The following is a 21,423-nucleotide window of genomic DNA, read 5'->3' on the forward strand; positions in this document are numbered from 1 at the left end:
AAAGCCTGCTTAATTGCAGGCTTTTTTGTTATGAATTTTTGCTAAGCGCAATATTTACGATGCAAGATGGAGATCACTTCGGTGACCTGCTCATTCTTTAATGTGTAATACACGATCTGTGAGCTCTTGCGGGTCGCGACTAAGTCTTCAGAGCGCAATACGGCTAAATGCTGTGATAGCGCCGACTGGCTGAGAGGAACCGTTTTATTTAACTCGGTTACGCTTAACTCTTTATCCAGTAACAAGCACAAAATCATTAATCGATAGGGGTTCGCGATAGCCTTAAGCCACTTTGCTGCACTTTCGGCATTGGTGACCATTGCGCTGGCGTCGATTTCTTTTTGCATACGATTACTTACTCCATCGCCTTTAATTAGTTTATTCTAATTGAACTGGTCTTATAAAACAATCTACTTGTTGAGCATACTTGTGGATTACGGTTATCTCAATTTTTGATGTCGATAATATGAGCTACACCTAATTTGTGATCCATTATCCTTTAAAAACTGCGATTTGCTGTAACAATGGATTTAATAACAAATTTTCAATTGGAATACAGATGAAATCAGTTCTGGTACTTTATTATTCTCGTGGCGGCCATACAGCTAGAATCAGCCGCGCTATCTCCGACCACTTAGCTAGTCAAGGTCACCAGTGCGACATGATGCATATTAGTGAGGCGAAGGCCGAAGGTGTCGATTGGGCTAAGTATGATGTTGTTGCTCTCGGTGCTTGTGTACTTTACGGCAGCTATCATAAGTCTGTATTTGAATTCGCAGCAGCGCATCAAGCTGAATTAAGCGCGAAAGCCTCAAGCTTCTTCAGTGTCAATGTGGTTGCGCGTAACCCAGAAAAATGTGTGCCAGAAAACAATAAGTATCTACAGAAGTTCATTGAGCTATCAGCGTGGAAACCTAACGACGTGAAGGTGATTGCTGGTAAGGTTGATTACCCTGCTTGGCGTTGGTATGACAGAATGATGATCCAATTGATCATGAAAATCACCAATGGCCCAACTGATCCAAAAGCTGTGATTGATTATACCGATTGGGATGATGTTAAGGTCTATGCAGACCATTTGGTTAGTTTAGCGAAATAAACTCATTAATAAAAAAGCCGCATTTTATGCGGCTTTTTTATATTTTAAAATTGACGATTTAGTACTTCCAGAAGCTTGGATGAAATAATACGGCAACAGTTAAGATTTCAAGCCGTCCCAGTAGCATGCCTATTGCGAGCGCCCATTTGGCAACATCGGGTAGCGACGAGAAGTTACCTGCTGGGCCGATGGTGCTACCTAAACCCGGGCCAACATTGGTTACCGCAGTTATTGCGCCAGTAAAACTCGTCACTGGATCGAGACCTGTCAGCACCAAGATGATAGATAGAACCACAATCACCAACACAAATAATAGAATGAAGGTGACCAGTGAACGGACGATATCCCCCCTAATAATATGGTGATTGTAGCGCTCTCTAAAAACGCCATTAGGGTGAAACTGCTGCTTAAGCTGCTCACGCATAATCACGCCAGCAATTTGAAAACGGAAGATTTTAATTCCGCCAGAGGTTGAGCCCGAGCAGCTACCAACAAACATCAAGAACAGAAAGGCGATATTTGCGAGTGCACCCCATGCCGTATAATCGGTAAGACCGTAGCCAGTTGTCGTCACTACTGACACCACATTAAAGCTGGCCAAGCGTAGGGCATCGAGAGGGGCTATATCTTTACTGCTCCAAAGCCATAAGGCTAATGCGCAAGAAACAAAAACCACAAACTTTAAGAAGCCTTTTACTTGAGCATCATTCCACACATTTACTGAGCGTTGCTGCACCATATAAACAAACATGAGTAGCGGCAATCCGCCAGCAATCATAAAGATGGTACCGACCCAGTGCGCCTCATTTGAAAACGCCGCCATTGATTTGTCTGAGGTAGAGTAACCACCCGTTGAAAGGGTGGTCATGGCATGGTTAATCGCATCAAACCAGTTCATGCCGCTGCTGTGGTAGGCCAAAAAGCACAGAAATGTCAGTAGGCAATACACAATAAACAGGTTCTTTGCCATATGCTGAGTGCGTGGGGTTGTTTTGTCACTCCAGTCTGAAGACTCGGTCCTAAACAGCCGCATACCACCGACATTTAAGAAGGGCAGTACGGCCACGGCCATTACGATAAAACCTATCCCACCTAGCCACTGTAGCAGTGAGCGCCAGATAAGAATGCTGTGATCCATGCTGTCGAGCCCCGATAACACGGTTGAGCCAGTAGTGGTGATCCCCGACATGGTTTCAAAGAAGGCGTCGGTATAGTTGATACCGTGATACAAGGTGAAGGGCATTGCAGCAAATAAGCTAACGATAATCCATGTGAGACAGGTCAGCAGGAACATATCTCGGATATTGAGATGAAGTTTACTGCTCTGGCCTTGATGCATACAAAAGCTGGCTGCGCTGCCCGCAACCAGAGAGGAGACCATAAATGCACCGACTGTTTCTTCGCCATAATAGAGGGCGAAGGCTCCAGGAATTAACATAAACGCGGTGAGCGTCGACAGGAAAACTCCCAGAATAAACAGTAAAGGACGATAGTTCAGCACTATTACGCTCCTAAACGTTTTTAAAAGAAAAAGGCACTCGGTTGGAACAGCTTCTCAACCTCACCAATAAACTTCTTGTTTACCAAGAAGAGGATCACATGGTCGCCTTGTTCGATAACGGTTTTATCGTGGGCCATGAGTACTTCTTCATCGCGCACAATGGCGCCAATGGTTGTGCCTGGTGGTAATTTGATTTCGCTGATCTGCTTACCAACGACCTTTGAGGTATTGGAGTCGCCGTGAGCAATCGCTTCGATAGCTTCGGCCGCACCGCGACGCAGTGAGTAAACGTTGCAGATATCACCTTGGCGAATATGCGTCAGTAGAGCCGAAATCGTGGCTTGCTGTGGTGAGATGGCGATATCGATATTGGCTTCCTGCACAATATCAACATAGGCTTCACGCTGAATCAGCACCATGACTTTTTTAGCGCCCATGCGCTTAGCAAGCAGGGCGGCCATGATGTTAGCTTCATCGTCGTTGGTCACGGCAATAAATACATCGGTTTGGTCGATATGTTCTTCGAGCAGCAACTCTTGATCTGAGGCGTCACCACAAAATACCGTGGTATTTTCTAGTCTCTCTGATAACTCTTCGGCGCGCTCTTGCTTACGTTCAATCAACTTGACTGAATGGTTACGTTGTAACTGTTTGGCAAGGCCTAAACCGATATTACCACCACCGGCAATCATGATATTACGGTAGGAGTTATCCAGTTTTTGCATCTCACTCATTACCGCACGCACATGGCGACTGTCGGCCACGAAGAAGACTTCGTCATCGGCTTCGATAATGGTGGTGCCGCGAGGCATAATCGGTCGACCTTGTCTAAAGATGGCCGCGACCCGGGTATCAATATTGGGCATATGCTCGCGCAGTGCTGCTAATGCGTTACCCACTAATGGACCGCCATAGTAAGCACGTACGGCAACTAAACTGAGTCTGCCCTCGGCAAATTCAAGCACCTGCAGTGCGCCTGGGTATTCAACTAAACGGCCGATGTAAGCGGTGACTAGCTGTTCTGGTGCAATTAGCTCATCAATAATAAACCCGCCACGTGGGCGATTGTCTGCATTTTTGGTTTCGCTATCGATAAACAGTTTGTCGCGTAGACCTAGATATTGTTCTGAACGAATTCGGGCAATTTTGGTGGGAGTACCATAGAGCGAGTAGGCAATCTGGCAGGCAGCCATATTACATTCGTCGCTATTGGTCACCGCGATCAGCATGTCTGCGTCTTCGGCTCCCGCCTCTTTTAATACACTTGGGTGAGCACCATGACCCACAACCACCCTTAAATCGTACTTATCTTGCAAGCTACGCAGGCGGTTTTTGTCGTGATCGACAATGGTGATGTCATTGTTTTCGCCAACTAAGTTTTCGGCTAACGTGCCACCAACTTGTCCCGCACCCAAAATGATAATTTTCATTGCCGTTCTAATCCTTCACTAGGCGAGCGTAATAAAAGCCGTCCATGTTGTCTTGCCCCGGAACAATCTGCCAACCAATATCATCTGGGTTAGCTTGTTGTTCAATAGGTACTAAGGTCGCGTCAGGTGTTCTGGCTAAGAAGGCACTGACTTGATCTTTGTTTTCCTGTGGTAAAATCGAACATGTGGCATATAAGAGTGTGCCACCGGGCTTTAACCACTTCCAGCAATGATCGAAGATTTGCGACTGCAACTGTGCCAACTCTTCGATGTCGTTGTTCTTTCTTAGCCATTTAATATCTGGGTGACGACGAATAACGCCGGTTGCTGAACAAGGTGCGTCGAGCAAGATACGGTCGAACTTATCACCTTGCCACCAAGAGTCGATATTGGCGGCATCGCCATGTACTAGTTCTGCTTTGAGTGACAAGCGATCGAGGTTTTGCTGCACACGTTCAAGACGTTTGGCATCAAAATCTACCGCAACCAGTTTAATATCCGGTGCTAGCTCAAGTAAGTGACAGCTTTTACCACCGGGAGCTGCACAAGCATCGAGTACCAGCTCATCACCTTGTGGTGCCAGTAATGTGGCTGCCCATTGGGCTGCACCGTCTTGCACCGATGCCGCGCCAGATTCAAAACCCGGTAGCTGCATCACATCTCGTGGGCTGCTTAATAGGATTGAGTCAGGGCTATTGCCTGCTTGTGCCTCAATATCTAATCCTGCTAGCGCCTGCAAGTAGGTCTCTCGAGTTTGAGACTGCTGGTTGTTACGCAACCACATAGGTGGGCGCTCATGGCTTTGCTCGATCACGGTTTGCCAGTTATCCGGATATGCTGCCTGTAGACGCTTAATGATCCAAGCTGGCGTGTTATAAGCTAAGGTGTCGTTATCGGTCGATAATGGCTTTTCTTGGCGCTGAATATTACGTAAGACGCCATTGACCACCTTAACTAAACCCTCAAACTTTAGCTGACGACAGGCTTCGGCAGTTTCAGAAATTGCCGCATGGCTAGGAATACGAGTGAAGTACAGCTGATAGCAACCAACAAGCAGTAGTTGGTGCACTATGCGCTGCTTACCTTTCATCTGTTTGCTCATGCAGTCGCTGACTTGTTTGTCTAACTGTGGCAAATGACGCATTACGCCATAGCAAAGCTCGGCAAGAAGCGCCTTGTCTTTACCACTGTCGAGATGTTTTTGCTGAACAGGCAGTGCCACAGAAAGTGAGATACCTTTTTCTAGCACCTGAAAAACGACCTTAGCGGCCAAAGCTCTTAAGTTCATTAGCGATTAAGCCTCTTGATTGTCGGTGCTAGTCAGTACAGTGCCTGGGGTAAACCAGTCTGCTCTAGAGTTTAGGATGTCGGCAACACTTAACGGCTTTTTACCTGGAAGCTGCATCTGGGTGATGATGAGTACGCCTTCACCCGTAGCAATGCTAATGCCGTTTTTATCGGCTGACAAAATTGTGCCCGGTAACTTTGAACTGGTCTCATCGCTCACATGGCTCTGCCATACTTTAATGGTATTGCCTTCATGCTCGTAGTGACTAACAGGCCAAGGGTTAAAGGCACGGATCTCACGCCATAATGCCGTTGCCGATTTAGACCAATCTAGACGCGCTTCCTCTTTTGACAGTTTCTCAGCGTAATTGGCTAAGCTCTCATCTTGTTTTTCTGCAGGCAGGCTATCTTGTGCAATACCCGCTAGTGCTTCAATAAGTGCACTTGGGCCTTGCTCTGCTAGCTTTTCATAAAGGGTTGCCGAGGTATCGCTGTCTTCGATTTTTAGCTGAGTTTTTAACAGCATATCACCGGTATCTAGACCAATATCCATCTGCATAATGGTGACGCCAGTTTCACTGTCGCCTGCCCATAGTGCGCGCTGAATCGGTGCGGCGCCACGCCAGCGAGGCAAGATTGAACCATGAACATTGATGCAACCAAGACGTGGCGTATCGAGTACCACTTTTGGCAAGATAAGCCCATAAGCGACAACAACCATAATGTCAGCATTTAAGGCGGTAAGCTCTGCTTGAGCATCTTCATCACGTAGCGATTTAGGTTGAAAAACTGCGATGCCATTTTCAAGCGCTAATGCTTTGACTGGGCTAGCTTGAAGCTTTTTACCGCGGCCAGCAGGTCTATCAGGCTGAGTATATACCGCAATAACATTATGCTCTGAATCGATTAGCGCTTGAAGATGGCGTGCAGCAAAGTCTGGCGTTCCTGCAAAAATGACATTTAATGGTTTCAAAAATTTATCCTTGTTTGGCTTCGAGACGAGCGGCTTTTTCTAGCTTCTGTTTGATACGTTGACGCTTGAGTGGTGACAGGTAGTCAACAAATAGCTTGCCCGATAGATGGTCTAGCTCATGCTGTAAGCAGATCGCAAACAAACCATCAGCCTCTAAAGAGAACTCATTACCATCGCGATCGAGGGCTTTGATTGTTACGAACTCGGCGCGGTCGACTTTAGCGTAGACGCCAGGAACAGATAAACAGCCTTCTTCGTTACAGAAGTCACCACTTTTGGCAACAATCTCCAAGTTGATGAACACTTTAGGACGCTCAACATCATCTTGAAGATCCATAACGATAAGTTGATGGTGGTAATTAACCTGGGTTGAAGCTAGACCAATTCCCTTCTCTTCGTACATCGTTTCGAACATATCGTCGATTTGTGTTTGAAGAGCAGCGTTAAACTCTGCGATCGGCTTTGCTACAGTACGTAATCTTTCGTCTGGAAATTGTAAAACTTTTAATAAACTCATACCTAAACTCTTAACAAGTCTGTCAAATCTGAGCCAGTTAGTTATACTGACTTTGGCTAATGGCTCAATTTTAGTCGTTAGCGGCATTCAATAACAGCAAAAGCTCTATATATACCCTAATAAAAGAGCAAATAGCATGGACACCCTGATGAAACGGTTAATATTACTTGCTTCACTTATAGTTGGTTGCACCTCTGTTTTCGCTGATACATTAACCCTAAAGTCGGGGCACCCTGATTCTTATGTGGTTGAGAAGGGGGATACGCTTTGGGATATCTCTGCATTTTTCCTCAAAGATCCATGGCGTTGGCCTAAGTTGTGGGGAGCAAACCCCCAAGTTGCCAATCCTCACCTTATTTACCCTGGCGACAAATTGACTCTGGTGTTTATCGATGGTGAACCTCGTTTAGTCGTTAAGCCCCATGTCAGAAAAAGCCCTCAAGGACGTATCTCTCCCAAAGATGGTGCTATTCCGGCGATAGACCTCTCTTTAATCCAACCTTACCTATTGCAGAACCGGGTAGTTGAAGCCGATTGGTTCGAGCTACAACCCAAAGTGATGGGCGGTGAGAGCCCCTCTAAGTTCCATGTGGTTTCAGACATTATTTATGTGCAGGGTGAGTTAACCGTTGGCGATAAGCTTGGCGTTTATCTCGATGGTCGAACGTTCAAAAATACTGACGGTGAAAACCTAGGCTTAGAAGTGATTTTATCGGCTTCAGGTCGAGTGGTAGAGTCGGGCTCAATCTCTAAGGTGGAGTTACTCAGTAGCCTGCAAGAAACCGCGGCCGGTTATCGCGTACTACCAATTGAAGATGACTCGCTGATGTCTGCGTATTTTATGCCGAGAGCGGCTGAGCTTAAAGAGCCTGCGACAGTATTGGCGTCGGGGAAAGATATTCGCGAAATGGGTAAACTCGATGTGGTTTACTTAGACAGGGGCGCTACTGATGGGCTCGAAACAGGGCATGTGTTTTCAATCTTTAAAAATGGCGAAGTTGTGGTGATCGACGGTGATGGTGTGCCTGTGCAGCCCCACGATCGTAATCGCTACGAGAAAATGTTGGCCAATATATCTTCTGACAGCGCTGTTAAGATGCCAGATCTGTATCGTGGTAAACTGATGGTGTTTAAAGTCTTCGATAAAACTAGCATGGGCATCATCTTAGTTAATGAGCGTCCTGTGCGGGTGGCTGATAAGTTGGCTATTCCTGATTCGCTGATTAGTAGCGAGTAGGCTAAGGTTAGTTATACTCATTGTATCGATGCCATCTTAATGATGGCATCGTCTTTTAAAGGATAAACCATTAACGATAAACTGGTCGATTGGCTAGTTGTTTCAGCTGTATCTGGGCTAGGACCCGCTCGGATTAAACAATTAATAAACTACATGGATGTAGCAGAGTTAAGGCAAAGGTTAGCGCATGAGCCACAAGCGCTGCCACTACCGGAATCGTTACTACAATCCAATTTATCCCCTGATTATGCGTTAGTTGATGCGGCGTTAACCTGGCAGCAAGCAGCAGATAACCATCATCTAGTGTGTCTAGGAGATCCTCTCTATCCTCCGCTATTGAAACAGATAAATGATCCTCCCGCGGTACTGTTTTTAAAAGGTAACCTTGATGCTTTATTGTTTCCAGGTATCGCTGTTGTCGGCAGCCGTAATGCGACCCTTGGTGGCAAAAAAGTGGCTTATGAGTTGGCTATCCAGTTGGCCTTACATAGTCTGGCGATAACTAGTGGCATGGCTTTAGGGATCGACGGTGCTGCGCATCAAGCGGCTATTGATATTGAGAAACCGAGTGTAGCGGTGCTGGGTACCGGTGCGGATGTTATTTACCCCAAGCGTCACCGATCTATTTATCATGATATTCAGAAAGATGGCTGCATATTGAGTGAATTTTGGCCTGACGTTAAGCCCTTTGCAGGAAATTTTCCGAAACGAAACCGTATTATCAGCGGTCTAACTATAGGGACCTTAGTGGTTGAAGCAAGCTTGAAAAGTGGCTCATTAATCACGGCACGACTGGCTAACGAACAGGGGCGAGAGGTGTTTGCAGTACCAGGGAGTGTGCTAAGTGGCCAAAGTGAGGGGAGTCATCAATTACTGCGTGATGGTGCTAAATTGGTGGAGTCCGTGGCTGATATTTTAGAAGAAGTTACCGCTTTATCGCAGTTTCACCTTGAAGAACTAAGATCGCGTCACCATATAGGGGGGGAAAGCGCCTCTGATTTGCCATTTTCCTCGCTGTTAGCTAGTGTAGGCTATGAGACTACAACGATAAACGATGTGGTCGAGCATAGTGGAAAAACCATAGAGTTAGTATTGGAGCAATTGCTTGAACTCGAGCTGCAGGGGTGGATTACTGCAGTCCCTGGTGGTTACATAAGACTAAAGAGGAGCTAGCCATGTTTGATATCCTCATGTATTTATTTGAAAACTATGTTCATAGTGAAGTCGAATTATTAGTAGATCAAGACGAACTCACAAAAGAACTCACTCGCGCCGGATTTCATCAAAGTGAAATCATTAAGGCACTTTCTTGGTTAGAGCGTTTAGCTGACATACAGGAAGCGGGCACGCCTTACCTCTGTAACCATGATCAGCAATCATTCCGTATTTACACCAAAGCTGAGATGGAAAAGATTGACGTCGAAAGCCGTGGTTTTTTACTGTTTCTAGAGCAGATTAAAGTGCTTAGTGTTGAGACTCGTGAAATGGTGATCGACCGAGTCATGGAAATTGATGAACCGACCTTAAATCTTGATGATCTTAAGTGGGTTATCTTGATGGTGCTATTTAATGCTCCGGGTCATGAGTCTGCCTATGAGCAGATGGAAGATCTTATCTTTGAGCAGCCAGATGGGCGCTTGCACTCATAGTCTATAAAGAACCTAAAACAAAGGAGGCCTAAGCCTCCTTTTTTGTACATGGATGTATTTATCCCTGAACGCAAGGATTGCGTAGGAAGGGATTTGTGTCAGGCGATAAATATTCCATACATTTATTCGCATTTCCTCTATCCCTAGAGGTCAGAACACTTATGCCAATTTGCCATGGATGGACACAAATTGGCTTTGTGTATAGAAGCTGTTACTCCCTCCAGCGCAGCCCCTGTTCTTAAGGGGTAGATTGGAGGGAACTTTTCAGCCACAGACTAGAACTTCAGGTGGTTCTCGCCATGAGCTAAATGCTGTGGCTGCAAATAGTCTCGGTAGTCATAACGACCCTGCTTGTGCAGTCTTGGCTTAGTTTTCTCTTCGTTATCATCAAACTCGCCAACTTGAGTGTCTAGCCAAGTTGAAAACTGTGCTTGATGCTGAGTAAGGGAGGCCATCAACTGGTCATAGCCTTCAAAGTAGTCCGTTTTCAAGTAGTGGCTCAGCTGAACAAACTCGCTATGGTAGTTTTCAACCAGAAAACGAATCGCCATGTAGCTCCATTTATAGGTTCTATCTTGGCCATCTTTATATTCGGTGGCAAAGATCTCTTCTAATGTAGGAGCTTCTCCGATGTCACGCTTAATAACACGAAGAGCAGAAGGGTTGTCATCACCTTTAGAGATGTATTCGGCTAAACCTTCTGACCACCAGACCATTTTCTCAGGAAAGTGTCCAAAGCCAGCGTATTTTACAAAGTGACCATCTAGGTAGTGCACATATTCATGGTTCAAATTCCAGACTTTGAATTCTGGCTCAATCCACCATTGGCGGTAAGCAAAGAAGGTCGCTTGGTTGCCGGGTTTTGAAGGCGTGCCTTCAATATACATACCGCCATTATCGGTATTGATATCGAAGATGAGCTGGCCATTAAGGTGGTACTGGCTCCAGTTCTTAAACGCGACGACCCTAAGGGCGGTATTAAAGTCATTTGGTGCAGGCTTAAGCTGGGTTTTTAGCACACTGTGGAAGTTAGACTCTTGTGATGTTAGCTTTTTACAGCTCTCGGCAAGCTCTTGCTCGTTGAGATCTTGAGTCAGTATAAATAAGCTGTCAGAGCAGTGATGTTCAATGGGGAGCGCGGTTTTAAGTTCTGGAATACGGCATATATCGCTATTTTCCTCACACAGTTCTTGGCCAGCAAATACGTTGACGTGAAAGCCTGCAGTATAAGCATCTTTAGCGGCATCACCACGAAGTGTTACATCGGCTTTAGCAATCGCCGCAACAGCGGCGTCGAGGGCTAGCTCTTGCTCTGTGTCTTCGCCATCTTCTGATGATGGTAGTGCTAAACGATAAAGGGCTAATGCCCAGTAGGCATTAGTGCGTGGCCAGTCGTTGTTTGCGCGAATACTTTCTGCGCTTGCTGCAAAATCAATAAGGGCGCTGTTTAAGTCTGTAGCTAACAATACTTTGTTTAGTTCACCATCGACCTCTTTGCGGCTCTTGTTAAGTAAGAATCCATAGGCCTTTAAGGTTTCTAGTAGTGCATAATCATTGGCTTTATTGGGTGTTGATGCTGCCAATTGCTTTAGTTGTACCTCTAACTGAGGCAGTAACGGAGCTAAGGCAGGGGCTGCGTCGTTATTAGCAAAATAACGGTATAGGGTGACGGCATATTGCTCTTGTAAGCGGACTTGAACATCGAGAAGTCCAGAATCACTGATCTCTTCAAGTGCTTCAGCTAAAGCTGCAATATCAGCATCACTTAAGTCATCTACTGGCCCGTAGTAACTGAAGGCTCGAAAGTAGTAAAGCAGTTTATCAATCACCGCAATGTCTTTGCTGCTCGCAAGCGCAAAGCTGGCTTGAGTAAACGCATCAGTCGTTAATAGTGGGCTTTGGGCATCAAACAGTGCTGTTTCTGATGCGGCGTTAATCTGATTAACGAGTTGTGGGTTGGCGTTTTGCTGCTTAACACTGGCGCAGCCAGAGAGAGAGGCTAGCAGACTCGCTATAATAGTAATAGCGAACTTAGAGGGTGTATTCATTTTTATCCCTTTATATTTATCCCTTTATTGTATTGAATACAATATATCATTGCTTTTTACGAAATTCTAACACTGGAATATAAAACTTAATCGATTCCTTGGTAGAATAGCGCTATATAGATGAATTGAGATAACCATGGCTAAAATCGATCAGCAACTGTTTACTACGCACGAGCACGCTCTTGAGAAAGAGTTTGAGCTGTGCCCTAAGTGTGGCTGTGAGTTGTCGGTAAAGCACAGTAAGCACGGTGGTTTTATTGGATGTAATAACTATCCAAGCTGCGACTACACAAGGCCGTTGGTGCAGCATGAGTCAATCGAAACACAGGTGATTCAAGGCTCGGTTTGTCCTGACTGTGGCAATGAGCTGGCTGTGAAGTCAGGTCGCTTTGGTATTTTTATTGGCTGTACTAACTATCCAGCCTGCAGTCATATCGAAAAACATGATAAAGCTGATGCTGAAGATGAGATAGCCTGTCCTAAGTGTAAAAAGGGACATATCGAACACAGAACCAGTCGCTTTGGTAAATCCTTTTACGCCTGCAGTGCTTATCCAAAGTGTAAGTTTTTAGTCAACTATCCTCCTGTCGCAGAAACCTGCCCTGATTGTGGCTGTGGTATTTTAGTTGAACGCAAAGGGGCGGCAGGTATGCGCCTAGAGTGCCCTGAAAAGACTTGTAAATATAAGCGCCCTGTTTAAATAGTCATATTAACTTTCACTAATGCCGCTTTTGCATAATCATAGCGACATACATCGCGCGGATTAATATAAGGTGAAGAGAGACAAATGTTAGAAGTATTGCCTGCAGACGTCGCAGAGCTTGTTGAACAAGGTGGCGTCATCGCCTATCCAACAGAGGCGGTATATGGCTTAGGATGTGATCCCGACAATGACGATGCCATTGAACGCTTATTGGAAATAAAACTGCGCCCTTGGCAGAAAGGCCTCATTTTGGTCGCTGGCGATTATCAGCAATTATTGCCTTATATTGATGAATCTCAGTTAAGCGCAGAGCAGTTAGCGTTTGTTCATAGCAAGTGGCCGGGACCTTTCACCTTTATTATGCCGGTTAAGCCTGGTCTTTCTAATTTGCTAAGTGGCAGTTTTGACTCGATTGCTGTGCGAGTGACTGCCCATGAGGGCGTTAAAGCCTTATGTGCAGCAATTAATAAACCGATAGTTTCAACAAGCGCAAACTTGACAGGCCAAGACCCTGCATTATCTGGAGCCGCGGTTAAGCAGCAGTTTGAAGGTATTATTGCGGGCTTGGTGATAGGTGACTTAGGGATTCAGGCGTCGCCATCAACAATTATCGATGCCAAGAGTGGACAAGTTATAAGAAAAGGCTAATCAGCTTCAACGAGGAATGATATGAATGCACCAGATTCAACACTAGTAAAAGCTTTCTTACTAGATCTTCAACATCGAATTTGTAATGGACTCGAGGCCCTAGATGGTTCGGCAAAATTTGCTGAAGACGCTTGGAAGCGTGAAGAGGGGGGCGGTGGTCAAAGCCGTGTGTTGACTGGTGGTACTGTCTTTGAACAAGCTGGCGTTAACTTTTCCCATGTAATGGGGGCGTCTATGCCCGCATCGGCAACGGCGCATCGCCCTGAACTTGCTGGTCGCAGTTTTGAAGCTATGGGGGTGTCCTTAGTTATTCACCCAAATAATCCTCATATTCCAACGACGCATGCCAATGTACGTTTCTTCATTGCTCATAAAGATGGGGCCGATCCGGTATGGTGGTTTGGTGGGGGTTTTGACTTAACACCTTACTACCCTTATCTAGAAGATGTGGTTGAGTGGCACCAAAGCGCTAAGTCATTGTGTGAGCCTTTTGGCGACGAGATTTATCCTGAATATAAGCAGTGGTGTGATGAATACTTCTTCCTTCCACACCGCAATGAAACCCGTGGTGTGGGGGGATTGTTCTTTGATGACCTTAACAAGCAAGGTTTTGATACTAGCTTTGCCTTTATGCAGGCCGTCGGTAATGGTTTCTTAACTGCTTACGCACCTATTGTTGAGCGCCGTAAAGATACTGTATATGGTGAACATGAACGTCAATTCCAACTCTATCGTCGTGGTCGTTATGTTGAATTCAATTTAGTCTATGATCGTGGCACCCTGTTTGGTCTGCAAACTGGAGGACGCACCGAGTCGATTCTAATGTCTATGCCGCCGTTAGTGCGTTGGGAGTATGCTTACACGCCTGAAGCGGGTAGTGCAGAAGCGGCGCTTTATAGTGACTATCTCAAACCAAGAGATTGGTTAACCCTTTAAACAGACGGTAAAGGCACAACGCGGAGCTGAAAATAACTGGGGTAGAGTCGCTTGCCTGAGTCAAAATCCACGTTACACTACTATTTTTGGATGGCTAGAGTAGAGAACATGACTGAACGATATGCAGTATTTGGTAATCCGATAGGGCACAGTAAGTCTCCAAAAATTCATACAATGTTTGCCAAAGAGACTGGACAGTCATTAAGTTATGAGGCCATCTTAGCGCCCATCGATGCATTTGAGGCAAGCTTTAAAGAGTTTGCTGCTAATGAGGGGTATGGCGCAAATGTTACTGTCCCATTTAAAGAGCAAGCGTTTAGCCTGTGCGATGAACTCAGCGAGCAAGCTCAGCTGGCTGGAGCGGTGAATACCTTATCAGTATTAGCCGATGGTAAAATTCGCGGCGATAATACCGATGGCCTAGGTTTAGTCGCCGACCTAAAGAGAAATTTAGGAGACTTGTGTGGGCTACAGGTTCTATTAATTGGTGCGGGTGGTGCTGCGCGAGGTAGTGTGTTGCCATTATTACACTCTGGCATTGCTAAGTTGACGATTGTCAATCGCACTCAAGCAAAGGCAGAGGCGTTAGTGGAGATCTTTACAAGCTATGGTGATGTAACATCTCTACCAATAACTCATGTAGGGCAAAGCTATGACGTTATTATTAACTCAACCTCTTCAAGTTTATCTGGTGAAGTGCCAAACATTAGTCCTGATACCATTGCGCCGCATACCGTTTGCTACGATATGATGTATGGCAAACAGTCGACGGCTTTTAATCTGTGGGCGAAATCACTAGGAGCAGGCCAAACAATAGATGGCTTAGGCATGCTGGTGGGACAAGCCGCAGCAAGTTTTTCCATTTGGCGCAAGGTGACACCCAGTGTTGAGCCTGTTCTGGCTCAGCTTAGATCAGAACTCATAGGCTAAACGAAAGTCAGAGCTTTAATCGAGATAAAGATGAACCAAAGTATTCTATTTCCGGATCTGCAAGATTGGGATCAACAAAGCCAAACCATTATTTTCCCGGCACAAGTGCAAGGGGCTAATGTCGAGTGTCGAATTAGCTTAGCAAAACTCACATCATTGTCATCAGCAACGATAAAGCCAGATGAGCAAGATATTGAGAGTAAGGTACTAGCCTTATTTGATGAATATCGATTTGATATAGAGGAAGAGGTTGAAGCTCTCATCGAACAGGAGGCGTTCGATGAGCAAGGTAAAGTTATTCTTTTATAGCGGCTTTATATAGGAGATATAGGAAGCTATGTCGTTAACCCTTGTTTACTCACCTTCTTGCAAATATTCATTCTTCAGCCTGACATAATTGTCAGCAGATTGCGGCAGGAAGGCTAGCTCAGCATCTGTAAGTGGACGAGCCTGCTTAGCTGGGCTACCTACATATAGAAAACCACTCTTTAATACTTTTCCTGGCGGTACGAGAGAACCAGCGCCAAGGATGACATCATCTTCTAATATTGCACCATCTAAGATGATCGCTCCCATACCGACCAAAATACGATTACCGACTCGGCAGCCATGCAACATAGCCTTGTGGCCAATCGTGACATCATCCCCAATAATCAGCGGGTGACCGTCAGGTAGTGAGGGCGACTTGCGGGTAACATGCAACACGGTACCATCTTGGATGTTCGACCTCTTACCTATATAGATATGATTAACATCACCCCGTGCAGCGACTAAAGGCCAAACACTGGCGTCATCATCTAGAGTGATATCACCGACTAGAACGCAAGCCTCATCAACATAAACATTACTTTTTAGTGTTGGCACTATCCCTTTATACGGGCGCAGTGAATTATGGTTTCTTGAACTAGGCATCTAAAAGTCCTTAAAATGGCGTTTTTTTGCATTATAATGCCTAAAAAGTAGCTGGTCAGGGTGTTTTGTCAGCAAACAGTAATAAATAGACCGTTTTATTCAATATCACCCTTGCGCTCATCTAGAAACTCCCTATAATGCGACCCCACTGACACGGCACAGCAGGCCAACTACCCAGCGTAAACGCTAGATAGTACGGGACTTGCAGCACAATCAGTCACTCCCTTCTCTTTATGAAAAAGAATAGAGTGAGAGTTAAAACTCCACGGAGATTTGATTCAGGTGACAAACGCTTTAAGAGCTTCGGGTTTTGACTTCTGCTTAAGAAATCAGCGCTTGAAAAACTTCTTAAAATAAGCGCTTGACGCCGCCACTGGAGAGTGTAGAATACGCCTCCTCAAGCCAACGACCTAGCGTCTTAGGCTGCTAACTGAAAGACTTGTTCTTAATAGGATTAGCACGCTCTTTAACAATATGACAAGCAAATCTGTGTGGACACTCACAGAGATTAAGTTATTCGAAATTGCCTCTCACGAGGCAATCAAAAAATTACTTAATGAATGAGTGTTCATAGCAATATGTAATACAGAATTCGTTGAGCCGCTGATTTAACCTTACTTGTAAGGTGGAAGAAGCAAAAAAACTTTAATTGAAGAGTTTGATCATGGCTCAGATTGAACGCTGGCGGCAGGCCTAACACATGCAAGTCGAGCGGTAACACAAGGGAGCTTGCTCCTGAGGTGACGAGCGGCGGACGGGTGAGTAATGCCTAGGTATCTGCCCAGTCGAGGGGGATAACAGTTGGAAACGACTGCTAATACCGCATACGCCCTACGGGGGAAAGGAGGGGACCTTCGGGCCTTCCGCGATTGGATGAACCTAGGTGGGATTAGCTAGTTGGTGGGGTAATGGCTCACCAAGGCGACGATCCCTAGCTGGTCTGAGAGGATGATCAGCCACACTGGAACTGAGACACGGTCCAGACTCCTACGGGAGGCAGCAGTGGGGAATATTGCACAATGGGCGAAAGCCTGATGCAGCCATGCCGCGTGTGTGAAGAAGGCCTTCGGGTTGTAAAGCACTTTCAGCGAGGAGGAAAGCTCAAGCGTTAATAGCGTTTGGGTGTGACGTTACTCGCAGAAGAAGCACCGGCTAACTTCGTGCCAGCAGCCGCGGTAATACGAGGGGTGCAAGCGTTAATCGGAATTACTGGGCGTAAAGCGTACGCAGGCGGTTTGTTAAGCAAGATGTGAAAGCCCCGGGCTCAACCTGGGAACTGCATTTTGAACTGGCAAACTAGAGTCTTGTAGAGGGGGGTAGAATTTCAGGTGTAGCGGTGAAATGCGTAGAGATCTGAAGGAATACCGGTGGCGAAGGCGGCCCCCTGGACAAAGACTGACGCTCAGGTACGAAAGCGTGGGGAGCAAACAGGATTAGATACCCTGGTAGTCCACGCCGTAAACGATGTCTACTCGGAGTTTGGTGTCTTGAACACTGGGCTCTCAAGCTAACGCATTAAGTAGACCGCCTGGGGAGTACGGCCGCAAGGTTAAAACTCAAATGAATTGACGGGGGCCCGCACAAGCGGTGGAGCATGTGGTTTAATTCGATGCAACGCGAAGAACCTTACCTACTCTTGACATCCAGAGAATTCGCTAGAGATAGCTTAGTGCCTTCGGGAACTCTGAGACAGGTGCTGCATGGCTGTCGTCAGCTCGTGTTGTGAAATGTTGGGTTAAGTCCCGCAACGAGCGCAACCCTTATCCTTATTTGCCAGCACGTAATGGTGGGAACTTTAGGGAGACTGCCGGTGATAAACCGGAGGAAGGTGGGGACGACGTCAAGTCATCATGGCCCTTACGAGTAGGGCTACACACGTGCTACAATGGTCGGTACAGAGGGTTGCGAAGCCGCGAGGTGGAGCTAATCTCACAAAGCCGGTCGTAGTCCGGATCGGAGTCTGCAACTCGACTCCGTGAAGTCGGAATCGCTAGTAATCGTAGATCAGAATGCTACGGTGAATACGTTCCCGGGCCTTGTACACACCGCCCGTCACACCATGGGAGTGGGCTGCACCAGAAGTAGATAGCTTAACCTTCGGGAGGGCGTTTACCACGGTGTGGTTCATGACTGGGGTGAAGTCGTAACAAGGTAGCCCTAGGGGAACCTGGGGCTGGATCACCTCCTTACCTATACGACTAACTTGATCGTTGTTGAGTGTTCACACAGATTGCTTGTTTGTCTCTACTTGTAGAGATGAGCGACAAAATATCCTGCCTTAGTTGCAGTTGATATCGTTCTTTAAAAATTTGGAAAGCTGATAGTGTTAATCTGAAAGGGATAACAGTTACGATTTATCGTGTTGTTATTTATAGGATTAGCGCGAAATTAAAAAATTGAGTTCTAAAAACACTTAACATTAAGTGTCTTAGCTTGTTGTTTAACATTAACTTGTTGAGCAATAAGATAAAAATTCTAATTTTGGCGAAAGTAGAAACCATTAGTTACAGTACGGCTGTGTTGAGCTTACCCGCTCAAGACAACGAGTATTTCTCATAGAGACTTATTTGGGTTGTATGGTTAAGTGACTAAGCGTATATGGTGGATGCCTTGGCAGTCAGAGGCGATGAAGGACGTAGTAACTTGCGAAAAGCGTTGGCGAGCTAGTAACAAGCATTTGAGCTAACGATGTCCGAATGGGGAAACCCACATGCATAAGCATGTATCACTACATGAATACATAGTGTAGTGAGGCGAACCCGGGGAACTGAAACATCTAAGTACCCGGAGGAAAAGAAATCAACCGAGATTCCCCTAGTAGCGGCGAGCGAACGGGGATTAGCCCTTAAGCGTAGAGGGTGTTAGTGGAATGTGTTGGAAAGCACAGCGGCACAGGGTGATAGCCCCGTACATGAAAACTAACTTTACGTGAAAACGAGTAGGACGGGACACGTGACATCCTGTTTGAACATGGGGGGACCATCCTCCAAGGCTAAATACTCCTGACTGACCGATAGTGAACCAGTACCGTGAGGGAAAGGCGAAAAGAACCCCTGTGAGGGGAGTGAAATAGAACCTGAAACCGTATACGTACAAGCAGTGGGAGCGGTTCTTGAGACCGTGACTGCGTACCTTTTGTATAATGGGTCAGCGACTTACATTTTGTAGCAAGGTTAAGCGAATAGCGGAGCCGTAGGGAAACCGAGTGTTAACTGCGCGTTTAGTTGCAAGGTGTAGACCCGAAACCCGGTGATCTAGCCATGGGCAGGTTGAAGATTGAGTAACATCAATTGGAGGACCGAACACACGTATGTTGAAAAATGCGGTGATGACTTGTGGCTGGGGGTGAAAGGCCAATCAAACCGGGAGATATCTGGTTCTCCTCGAAAGCTATTTAGGTAGCGCCTCGTACGAATACCATTGGGGGTAGAGCACTGTTAAGGCTAGGGGGTCATCCCGACTTACCAACCCTTTGCAAACTCCGAATACCAATGAGTACTATACGGGAGACACACGGCGGGTGCTAACGTCCGTCGTGAAAAGGGAAACAACCCAGACCATCAGCTAAGGTCCCAAAGTTATTGCTAAGTGGGAAACGATGTGGGAAGGCTTAGACAGCTAGGATGTTGGCTTAGAAGCAGCCATCATTTAAAGAAAGCGTAATAGCTCACTAGTCGAGTCGGCCTGCGCGGAAGATTTAACGGGGCTAAGCAATACACCGAAGCTATGGGTACTAGTGCTTGCACTAGTGCGGTAGAGGAGCGTTCTGTAAGCCGTTGAAGGTGAAGGGGTAACCCACGCTGGAGGTATCAGAAGTGCGAATGCTGACATGAGTAACGATAAAGGGGGTGAAAAACCCCCTCGCCGAAAGACCAAGGGTTCCTGTCCAACGTTAATCGGGGCAGGGTGAGTCGACCCCTAAGGCGAGGCCGAAAGGCGTAGTCGATGGGAAACGGGTTAATATTCCCGTACTTCTGCTAACTGCGATGGAGAGACGGAGAAGGCTAGGCTAGCGCGGCGTTGGTTGTCCGCGTTTAAGGTTGTAGGCTGTACACTTAGGCAAATCCGGGTGTACTTAAGGCTGAGAACTGATGACGAGTCACTAAGGTGATGAAGTAGTTGATGCCATGCTTCCAGGAAAATCTTCTAAGCTTCAGGTTAGTAGGAATCGTACCCCAAACCGACACAGGTGGTCGGGTAGAGAATACTAAGGCGCTTGAGAGAACTCGGCTGAAGGAACTAGGCAAAATGGTACCGTAACTTCGGGAGAAGGTACGCTCTTAGTGGTGATGGGACTTGCTCCCTAAGCTGCCGAGAGTCGCAGATACCAGGTGGCTGCAACTGTTTATCAAAAACACAGTACTGTGCAAACTCGCAAGAGGAAGTATACGGTATGACGCCTGCCCGGTGCCGGAAGGTTAATTGATTGGGTTATCTTCGGAGAAGCTCATGATCGAAGCCCCGGTAAACGGCGGCCGTAACTATAACGGTCCTAAGGTAGCGAAATTCCTTGTCGGGTAAGTTCCGACCTGCACGAATGGCGTAATGATGGCCACGCTGTCTCCAGCCGAGACTCAGTGAAGTTGAAATTGCGGTGAAGATGCCGTATACCCGCGGCTAGACGGAAAGACCCCGTGAACCTTTACTATAGCTTGGCACTGAACATTGAACCTACATGTGTAGGATAGGTGGGAGACTTTGAAGCTTCGTCGCTAGATGGAGTGGAGTCAATCTTGAAATACCACCCTTGTAGTTTTGATGTTCTAACCGCGGCCCCTGAATCGGGGTTCGGGACAGTGCCTGGTGGGTAGTTTGACTGGGGCGGTCTCCTCCCAAAGAGTAACGGAGGAGCACGAAGGTTGGCTAAGTACGGTCGGACATCGTACGGTTAGTGCAATGGCATAAGCCAGCTTAACTGCGAGACATACACGTCGAGCAGGTACGAAAGTAGGTCATAGTGATCCGGTGGTTCTGTATGGAAGGGCCATCGCTCAACGGATAAAAGGTACTCCGGGGATAACAGGCTGATACCGCCCAAGAGTTCATATCGACGGCGGTGTTTGGCACCTCGATGTCGGCTCATCACATCCTGGGGCTGAAGTCGGTCCCAAGGGTATGGCTGTTCGCCATTTAAAGTGGTACGCGAGCTGGGTTCAGAACGTCGTGAGACAGTTCGGTCCCTATCTGCCGTGGGCGTTGGATGATTGAAGGAAGCTGCTCCTAGTACGAGAGGACCGGAGTGGACGAACCGCTGGTGTTCGGGTTGTCATGCCAATGGCATTGCCCGGTAGCTACGTTCGGAATCGATAACCGCTGAAAGCATCTAAGCGGGAAGCGAGTCCTAAGATGAGTCATCCCTAGGAATTTAATTCCTCTAAAGAGCCGTTCGAGACTAGGACGTTGATAGGCAAGGTGTGTAAGCGTTGTGAGGCGTTGAGCTAACTTGTACTAATGACTCGTGAGGCTTAACCATACAACCCTAATGGGTTTTGTATGAGACTGATGTTTCAACAGACACCAGAGTTAGAATTTAAGCACTTAATGTAGTGTGAA

Annotated in this window: 17 protein-coding genes and 2 rRNA genes; 11 read left to right on the forward strand and 8 right to left on the reverse strand. The window is 46.6% G+C overall.

Annotated features, from left to right (window positions below):
* Positions 1-41 precede the first annotated feature (41 nt).
* Positions 42-347 carry an ArsR/SmtB family transcription factor gene (locus SHAL_RS00105; RefSeq protein WP_012275155.1) on the reverse strand — a complete coding sequence of 102 codons (306 nt, stop codon included), beginning with the start codon at positions 345-347 and terminating at the stop codon, positions 42-44.
* 212 nt (positions 348-559) lie between these two features.
* Between SHAL_RS00105 and hemG the strand changes: the two genes are divergently transcribed.
* Complete coding sequence (hemG, locus tag SHAL_RS00110; RefSeq protein WP_012275156.1) at positions 560-1,099, forward strand: menaquinone-dependent protoporphyrinogen IX dehydrogenase; 540 nt, start codon at positions 560-562, stop codon at positions 1,097-1,099.
* Between the two features lie 58 nt (positions 1,100-1,157).
* Here the strand turns inward: hemG and SHAL_RS00115 are convergent, their stop codons facing one another.
* From SHAL_RS00115 to def, 5 genes are read right to left on the reverse strand one after another with little or no spacing between them, the layout of a single operon-like run.
* Positions 1,158-2,600, reverse strand: a complete 1,443-nt coding sequence (locus tag SHAL_RS00115; RefSeq protein WP_012275157.1) for a TrkH family potassium uptake protein — start codon at positions 2,598-2,600, stop codon at positions 1,158-1,160.
* 20 nt (positions 2,601-2,620) lie between these two features.
* A complete protein-coding gene (gene trkA / locus SHAL_RS00120) occupies positions 2,621-4,030 on the reverse strand; it encodes a Trk system potassium transporter TrkA (protein ID WP_012275158.1) in 1,410 nt (469 codons plus the stop codon).
* Between the two features lie 7 nt (positions 4,031-4,037).
* Positions 4,038-5,318 (reverse strand): 16S rRNA (cytosine(967)-C(5))-methyltransferase RsmB, encoded by a 1,281-nt coding sequence (rsmB, locus tag SHAL_RS00125; protein WP_012275159.1) that lies wholly within the window; start codon positions 5,316-5,318, stop codon positions 4,038-4,040.
* Between the two features lie 6 nt (positions 5,319-5,324).
* Positions 5,325-6,290, reverse strand: a complete 966-nt coding sequence (fmt, locus tag SHAL_RS00130) for a methionyl-tRNA formyltransferase (protein ID WP_012275160.1) — start codon at positions 6,288-6,290, stop codon at positions 5,325-5,327.
* Positions 6,291-6,294: 4 nt separating this feature from the next.
* Positions 6,295-6,807 carry a peptide deformylase gene (gene def / locus SHAL_RS00135; RefSeq protein WP_041416182.1) on the reverse strand — a complete coding sequence of 171 codons (513 nt, stop codon included), beginning with the start codon at positions 6,805-6,807 and terminating at the stop codon, positions 6,295-6,297.
* Positions 6,808-6,943: 136 nt separating this feature from the next.
* Here def and SHAL_RS00140 point away from each other — a divergent pair, with 136 nt between their 5' ends.
* The 3 genes from SHAL_RS00140 (at position 6,944) to SHAL_RS00150 (ending at position 9,693) form a co-directional block, all read left to right on the forward strand.
* Positions 6,944-8,044: a LysM peptidoglycan-binding domain-containing protein gene (locus SHAL_RS00140; RefSeq protein ID WP_012275162.1), complete on the forward strand. Its 1,101-nt coding sequence runs from the start codon at positions 6,944-6,946 to the stop codon at positions 8,042-8,044.
* Positions 8,045-8,197: 153 nt separating this feature from the next.
* Positions 8,198-9,217 carry a DNA-processing protein DprA gene (dprA, locus tag SHAL_RS00145; protein ID WP_012275163.1) on the forward strand — a complete coding sequence of 340 codons (1,020 nt, stop codon included), beginning with the start codon at positions 8,198-8,200 and terminating at the stop codon, positions 9,215-9,217.
* Between the two features lie 2 nt (positions 9,218-9,219).
* Positions 9,220-9,693 carry a DUF494 family protein gene (locus SHAL_RS00150; RefSeq protein ID WP_012275164.1) on the forward strand — a complete coding sequence of 158 codons (474 nt, stop codon included), beginning with the start codon at positions 9,220-9,222 and terminating at the stop codon, positions 9,691-9,693.
* 275 nt (positions 9,694-9,968) lie between these two features.
* Here SHAL_RS00150 and SHAL_RS00155 read toward each other — a convergent pair whose 3' ends face one another.
* Positions 9,969-11,741 (reverse strand): collagenase, encoded by a 1,773-nt coding sequence (locus tag SHAL_RS00155; RefSeq protein ID WP_012275165.1) that lies wholly within the window; start codon positions 11,739-11,741, stop codon positions 9,969-9,971.
* 136 nt (positions 11,742-11,877) lie between these two features.
* On the opposite strand from SHAL_RS00155, the gene SHAL_RS00160 reads away from it, so the two are divergent.
* The 5 genes from SHAL_RS00160 to SHAL_RS00180 all read left to right on the forward strand — a co-directional run bounded on the left by SHAL_RS00160 (position 11,878) and on the right by SHAL_RS00180 (position 15,267).
* Complete coding sequence (locus SHAL_RS00160) at positions 11,878-12,441, forward strand: DNA topoisomerase family protein (RefSeq protein WP_012275166.1); 564 nt, start codon at positions 11,878-11,880, stop codon at positions 12,439-12,441.
* 87 nt (positions 12,442-12,528) lie between these two features.
* Positions 12,529-13,092, forward strand: a complete 564-nt coding sequence (gene tsaC, locus SHAL_RS00165) for an L-threonylcarbamoyladenylate synthase type 1 TsaC (protein ID WP_012275167.1) — start codon at positions 12,529-12,531, stop codon at positions 13,090-13,092.
* A 21-nt stretch (positions 13,093-13,113) separates the two neighbouring features.
* Entirely contained in the window at positions 13,114-14,028 is a 915-nt protein-coding gene (gene hemF / locus SHAL_RS00170; protein ID WP_012275168.1) for an oxygen-dependent coproporphyrinogen oxidase, read from the forward strand.
* A 108-nt stretch (positions 14,029-14,136) separates the two neighbouring features.
* Positions 14,137-14,958 carry a shikimate dehydrogenase gene (aroE, locus tag SHAL_RS00175; protein WP_041415778.1) on the forward strand — a complete coding sequence of 274 codons (822 nt, stop codon included), beginning with the start codon at positions 14,137-14,139 and terminating at the stop codon, positions 14,956-14,958.
* Positions 14,959-14,988: 30 nt separating this feature from the next.
* Entirely contained in the window at positions 14,989-15,267 is a 279-nt protein-coding gene (locus SHAL_RS00180) for a DUF1488 family protein (RefSeq protein ID WP_012275170.1), read from the forward strand.
* Positions 15,268-15,312: 45 nt separating this feature from the next.
* Here SHAL_RS00180 and SHAL_RS00185 read toward each other — a convergent pair whose 3' ends face one another.
* Entirely contained in the window at positions 15,313-15,870 is a 558-nt protein-coding gene (locus SHAL_RS00185) for a gamma carbonic anhydrase family protein (protein ID WP_012275171.1), read from the reverse strand.
* Between the two features lie 646 nt (positions 15,871-16,516).
* Here SHAL_RS00185 and SHAL_RS00190 point away from each other — a divergent pair.
* Positions 16,517-18,059 (forward strand): 16S ribosomal RNA (locus SHAL_RS00190).
* Between the two features lie 389 nt (positions 18,060-18,448).
* Positions 18,449-21,343, forward strand: a 23S ribosomal RNA gene (locus SHAL_RS00195).
* The 16S and 23S rRNA genes sit together here, the layout of an rRNA operon.
* Positions 21,344-21,423 lie beyond the last annotated feature (80 nt).

Source organism: Shewanella halifaxensis HAW-EB4 (assembly GCF_000019185.1).
GTDB lineage: Bacteria > Pseudomonadota > Gammaproteobacteria > Enterobacterales > Shewanellaceae > Shewanella > Shewanella halifaxensis.